Here is a 5,726-nt window from a genome sequence, read left to right as displayed (position 1 = left end):
ATTTCGAGCGGTTTGTCGATCTCGAGCGTAGCGCGGCAGTGCTCGGCGACGTCGTGGACTGCCGGGGTCATCGAAGGAGTCAATCGTACGGATGTCCCCAGAAGGAGGCGACGCGTCTGTTCGACCTTCGTGCGCCGATGGCGGTCGATCAGCCCCGAGATGTAGGGGTCGCTCAGGATGAGCTTGGCGAGATCGCTCTCGCCTCGAGCTCGCAGCTTGTCGCGGAGGGTCGGGTTTTCTTCCACGAGGCGAGGATATCAGGTTTCCTCTTTCACTCCTCAGGGGGCGGCGTGGAGACCGAGGCGGCCTTCGAGATCGATCGGGTTTCCATCGATGTCGGTGAGGGGACGCGGCGGGTGACTCCGAGCCGTCCACAGGCTGACCGTGACCAGCGCCACGGCGGCGAGGATCACCGCCGCCACGTCTCCGGCATCTTGACCGGTGGCAACCTTACATATGAAATACGTGACGAAGCCAACGCCCATGGCCGAAAGCGCACCCGGCGTGTTCGCTCGCTTCCACCACAGTCCCGCCATGAAAGGCACGAACAAAACCACCAGGAGAAAGGCAAACGACTCCACGAGAAGCTCATAAGCTCTCGGAAGCGCTAGCGCGATCCCGAGCGCGAGGAAACCCACCACCGGTACCGAGCGCTGGCTCCATGTCAGCACGCTCTCTTGGGTGACGCCGGGGCGGAAGTAACGCAGCAAGTTCTGGCCAATGAGGCTCGAAGGCACCAGCAGCGCGCTATCCGCGCTGCTCATGACCGCCGACATCAGCGCTCCCAGGAAGAGCGCCATCAGCGGTACCGGCAGAAACTGTCGCGCCATGATCGGGATCACCAGCTCGGGATCTTCGATAGCCAGCTCCGGTAGCAGGATCGTGGCCGCGAGTCCCACGATGAGGGGAATGATTCCGAAGGTGAGATAGAAGACTCCCGAGAGGTAGGCGCTATTCTGCGCCACCCGCTCGTCGCGGCTCGCGAACGAGCGCTGCAGCAGATCCTGTCCCGCCAGGTTGCCGAGCCCGATCACGATCCAGGCTCTGAACCAGTTCAGCCACTCGAGTCCGTCCGAATCGACGGGAGGGAGGAGGTTGAAAGAACCATCGGGCACGGCCTCGAGATAGGCCGAGATCCCGCCGCAGGCGGCGATCACGAGAGGCAGCATGACCAGAAGGCCCAGGATGAGAATGAGGATCTGCAGGAAATCGGTAACGGTGACCGCCCACATCCCGCCGACGTAAGTGTAGGTGATCACGACGATCGCGCCGATGACCATTCCGAGAGTGGGATCGAGGTCCGCGAGCGAGTAGAGCACCTTGCCGATCACGACGATCTGGGTGGCGGTCCAGCCGGCGTAGGTGAGGATCAGAGCCACGCTCGACACCAGATCGCACTGCCGCCCGTACCGTAGCCGGAAGAAATCGGAGACCGTGAGAAGCTTCATCCGGCGGACGGTCCGGACGACGACGAGACCGGCGATCAACAGGCAAAGGCCGGCCCCGAACGGATCCGGGATCACGCCGTAGAAACCTTGCTCGTAGGCGGTGCCACCCGCGCCGAGGACCGTCGCGCCTCCGAACCAGGTGGCGGAAAGGGTCGCCGTGGCGAGCCACAGGGGCAGCCGGCGCCCCGCGACGATGAAGTCGGAAGACTCGTGAATGCGCCTCTGCGCCCAAAAGCCCACCGCGATCATGGCCGACATGTACAGGCCGGCTCCCCCCCAAATCAGCATGTGATCGCTCAACGGCGCCTCCGCGGAAAGTCGGCATATTAGGTACACAGTTGAAGGGCGTCAAACTCAACCCGAGAGAGGGCGACTTTGGATTCGAATCGCACCACGCCCGGAGCTAGAATCTCCCCTCTCATATGAATCTTTCATTACTCATTTTCAGCCTCGTGACCCTTCTTGGAGCGCAAGATCCCTGCGCGCGTCCGACTAACGCCATCGTGGCCGAGAACTGCATGCCCGGGAGTCCCTCGACCGAATGGGACATCGACACCTCCGGCGACCCGAGCATCCAGGGTTTCGCCACCGACATCAGCATTCAGCGTGGCGAGACGATCCACTTCAAGATCCAGACCGACGCTACGGACTACCGCATCGACATCTACCGCATGGGCTACTACGGCGGTATGGGTGCTCGACGAGTAGCCACGATCGCACCATCCGTGTCGCTCCCGCAGCAACAGCCCGATTGTTTGACCGATGCCGACACGCGGCTCTTCGATTGCGGCAACTGGCAGATCTCGGCGTCGTGGCGCGTCCCCGGTGACGCAGTATCCGGGATCTACTTCGCCCGGCTCGTGCGAGAGGACCCCGCAGCGATGGAAGAAGAAGCCGAAGCGTGGCCCCACGCGTACGGAGCGCTCGGTTTCGGCCGTCTCGCGAACGAGCTCGACGAGCCCCGGGCGAGTCATATCTATTTCATCGTGAGAGACGACGCGTCCCGCTCCGATGTGCTCTTCCAGACGTCGGATACGACCTGGCAAGCCTACAACCGATACGGCGGAACGAGCACCTACGGCACCTTCGATCCCGCTGCGCCGGCGGAGCGGGCTTACAAGGTCAGCTACAACCGCCCCTTTGCCAATCGCGAGTATCGCGCCGTCAATCTCGTCTTCAATGCCGAGTACCCCATGGTGCGCTGGCTCGAGGCCAATGGCTACGACGTGACCTACGCAACCGGCGTCGATACCGAACGTCGAGGTGAGAAGCTCGTCCAGCACAAATTGTTCCTATCGGTGGGCCATGACGAATACTGGTCCGGCCGGCAGCGCGCGAACGTGGAAGCCGCGCGCGACGCCGGAGTCCACCTCGGATTCTTCAGCGGAAACGAGATCTTCTGGAAAATCCGCTGGGAGCCGAGCATCGACGGCAGCGGAACACCTCATCGCACGCTGGTTTGCTACAAGGAGACCCATGACGGGCGGAAGATCGATCCGCTTCCCGATGTCTGGACCGGGACCTGGCGGGATTCCCGTCCTTTCAATCCCGAAGGAGCGCAACCGGAGAATGCCTTGATTGGTCAGATCTTCACCGTGAACGCCTGGCGGTACGATCCGATTCTCGTCCCCGCCGCCTACTCACGTCTGCGCTTTTGGCGCAGCACCGACATCGCGAGACTCCGGCCGGGCGAGACCGCGCGGCTCGATGGCGCCAATCTCGGTCACGAGTGGGACGAGGATCTGGACAACGGATTTCGTCCTCCGGGACTCATGCATCTCTCGGAGACGACGGTGGACAACGTTCACTACATCCACGACCATGGTTCCGTCTATCGCTCGGGAACCGCCACGCACCACTTGACTCTCTACCGACACGAGAGCGGTGCGCTCGTCTTCGGCGCCGGCACTCTTCAGTGGTCTTGGGGTCTAGACGCCCATCATGACAACGAGACGGGACTTCCGGCGCGCATCGGGGCGGGAAGCTCCGGTCGTTTCGGCAAGTCCAATCGCAGCGTCCGTGTGGGAGTGGATCTGAGGGCTCCCGACACCCGGGTGCAGCAGGCCACGGTCAACCTGTTCGCCGATATGGGCGTGCAGCCCTCTACGCTCCAACCAGGTTTGGTACTCGCAACCCCGTCCACCGACGAGACGCCGCCGATGTCGACCATTGTTTGGCCCGAACCCGGTACGGTTCTTTCGGAGGGGCGACACCGGATCCGTGGCCGGGCATCGGATGAGGGCGGCGGGGTCGTTGCCGGGATCGAGGTCTCCGTCGACGGGGGACAGAGATGGCATCCCGCAAGCGGATGGGACGATTGGACCTACGAGTGGGAAGCTTCGACTGCAGCGGCGCCAGCGATCCTCCGGAGCCGAGCGGTGGACGACAGCGGCAACCTCGAGTCACCGGGTCCCGGCGTCCAGGTTCGTGTCGAAGCCGATCGCCCATGAGACGGCCAGCCTACGACGGGACACGGCCCGTTCTGTGCCTGAGGGTCTCGAGCGTAAGTTCCTCCGGGTTGAACAACCACTCTGAAGGTTAGTCCCAGCTCGCCGCGACCATGGGCGCTCGCGTCTGTTATCAGTAAGCCGTGAGGATCGCGGCGATGGTGACAATGCTGTCGAAGAAATGCCCCAGACGGAGGTTCTCGTTGGGGCTGTGCTGGTTGTTGTCGAAATTGACCGTGGGAACGTTCAACGCGGGAAAGCCGAGCTCGTTGATGAACTGAGCGATGGGAACCGTTCCGCCGCTCGTCCGTTTGCGGACCGGGGGCTCACCCCACATCTCGGTGATCGCCTCGACCATGCGAACCGCCTCGGGATTGTCGAGCTCGGTGCGGTAGGCGTTGGAGCCAGCACTGCGGCGAACGCGAACGATACGCCCGCGGGCCGCGCGGGTCGCGTCGTCCGGGTCTTCGGCCACGATGTGGTATCCCTGCGCCTCGATGTGCCTTCGGATTTTCTCGTACATCGCGTCCGCGTCCGTCTCTTTCACGAGACGCACGTCGACCGCGGCGATCGCCTGATCGGGAACGATGGTGCGGGCCTCGGAGCCGACCCACGCGCTCAGGAGTCCTCGGACGTTCAGCGAGGGATACTGGATGGCCTCCTGCAAGGTGTCGCCGACCTCTTCGGCCTCGGAGAAGCCGAGGAAACGCTTCAGCTCCTCGAGATCGTCGGGGACGGAATCGAGCACCGTGCGTTCGTCGGGGCCAATCTCGATCCCCTCGTAGAAGCCTTCGATCAGGACACGTCCCCCGTCGTCCTTCATCGAAGCCAGGAGCCGCGCGAGGCGCATCGCCGGATTGGGCGCCCAGTTTCCATAGTGACCGCTGTGAAGGGGGACCCTCGGTCCGTAGACCGTGAGCTCAAGAGTGAGGATGCCCCGCGCGCCGTAGACGACGGTGGGCTTCCCGCTCTGATGGAGCGGGCCGTCGAGAACCAGCATCAAGTCGGCTTCGAGCTTGTCGCGAAACCGACCGATCGCAGGAGCGAGGTTGGGCGAGCCCGCTTCCTCCTCCCCATCGAGGATGACGCGAACCTTGGCGCTCGGCTCGATACCGGCGGCCTTCAGCGCGTCGACCGCGGCGAGAAGCGCGATGATAGGGCCGGTGTCGTCGGAGGAGGATCGGCCGTAGATGCGCCAGTCGTCGTCGAGCTCGGTCCTCGCGTCGAAATCGATGATCGAGCCGCCGTCCTCGAGCTTGCCGTCTCTCAGCACGGGTACGAACGGATCCGGCTGCTCCCAGCGCGTGGGGTCCACCGGCTGGCCGTCGTAGTGACAGTAGAGCAGGAGGGTGCGCTCCGTGGCACCGGAAGCCCGGAGCTCCGCCCAGACGAGAGGGTTCCCATCCGTTTCGAGGAGCTCCGCGTCGAAACCCCGTGCGCGAAAGCGCTCCTGTAAGAAAGCAGCCTTCTTCCGGATATTCTCTTCGTCGGAGGCCACATCGGGGATCGAGAGCGCCTGCCTGAGCTCGGTGACGATGTCCCTCTGATTCTGCTCGACGTAACTCTCCAGGCGATGACGCAGCTCCTGGGAGTAACTCGTGGCAGCGCCCAAAAGGCCAGCCAACAGAATCAGGTGGACTCCTCGCATCACACCTCTCCGACCAGCTCCGGCCATCTCATCGATGATTGACTACTTGAAGAGGGCTTCGACCGGGCTCGTCCAATTCTTCTTCGCTTCCGCGACCATTTTGACCACATCGTCGATCAATCCATCGTTGTCGTAGACCACTCCTGCCTTGATCGTCCAGCGCACCCCGCCGCGGCGAATCAT

At 63.2% G+C, this 5,726-nt stretch carries 4 protein-coding genes; 1 reads left to right on the top strand and 3 read right to left on the bottom strand.

All coding sequences use genetic code 11. The features are described from left to right. A partial coding sequence (locus VEK15_05545) for a hypothetical protein (GenBank protein ID HXV60137.1) occupies positions 1-245 on the bottom strand: 245 nt, incomplete at its 3' end. A 33-nt stretch (positions 246-278) separates the two neighbouring features. After that, a complete protein-coding gene (locus tag VEK15_05540; protein ID HXV60136.1) occupies positions 279-1,748 on the bottom strand; it encodes a sodium:solute symporter family protein in 1,470 nt (489 codons plus the stop codon). Between the two features lie 122 nt (positions 1,749-1,870). Here VEK15_05540 and VEK15_05535 point away from each other — a divergent pair, with 122 nt between their 5' ends. Further along, entirely contained in the window at positions 1,871-3,898 is a 2,028-nt protein-coding gene (locus VEK15_05535) for a N,N-dimethylformamidase beta subunit family domain-containing protein (GenBank protein HXV60135.1), read from the top strand. Positions 3,899-4,028: 130 nt separating this feature from the next. Here VEK15_05535 and VEK15_05530 read toward each other — a convergent pair whose 3' ends face one another. Then, positions 4,029-5,543: a M20/M25/M40 family metallo-hydrolase gene (locus VEK15_05530; protein HXV60134.1), complete on the bottom strand. Its 1,515-nt coding sequence runs from the start codon at positions 5,541-5,543 to the stop codon at positions 4,029-4,031. Positions 5,544-5,726: the final 183 nt, after the last annotated feature.

It is taken from the genome of Vicinamibacteria bacterium (genome assembly GCA_035620555.1).
Classification (GTDB): domain Bacteria; phylum Acidobacteriota; class Vicinamibacteria; order Marinacidobacterales; family SMYC01; genus DASPGQ01.
Note: the sequence above shows the minus strand (reverse complement) of the source record. Positions and strands in the feature narration are given on the sequence as shown.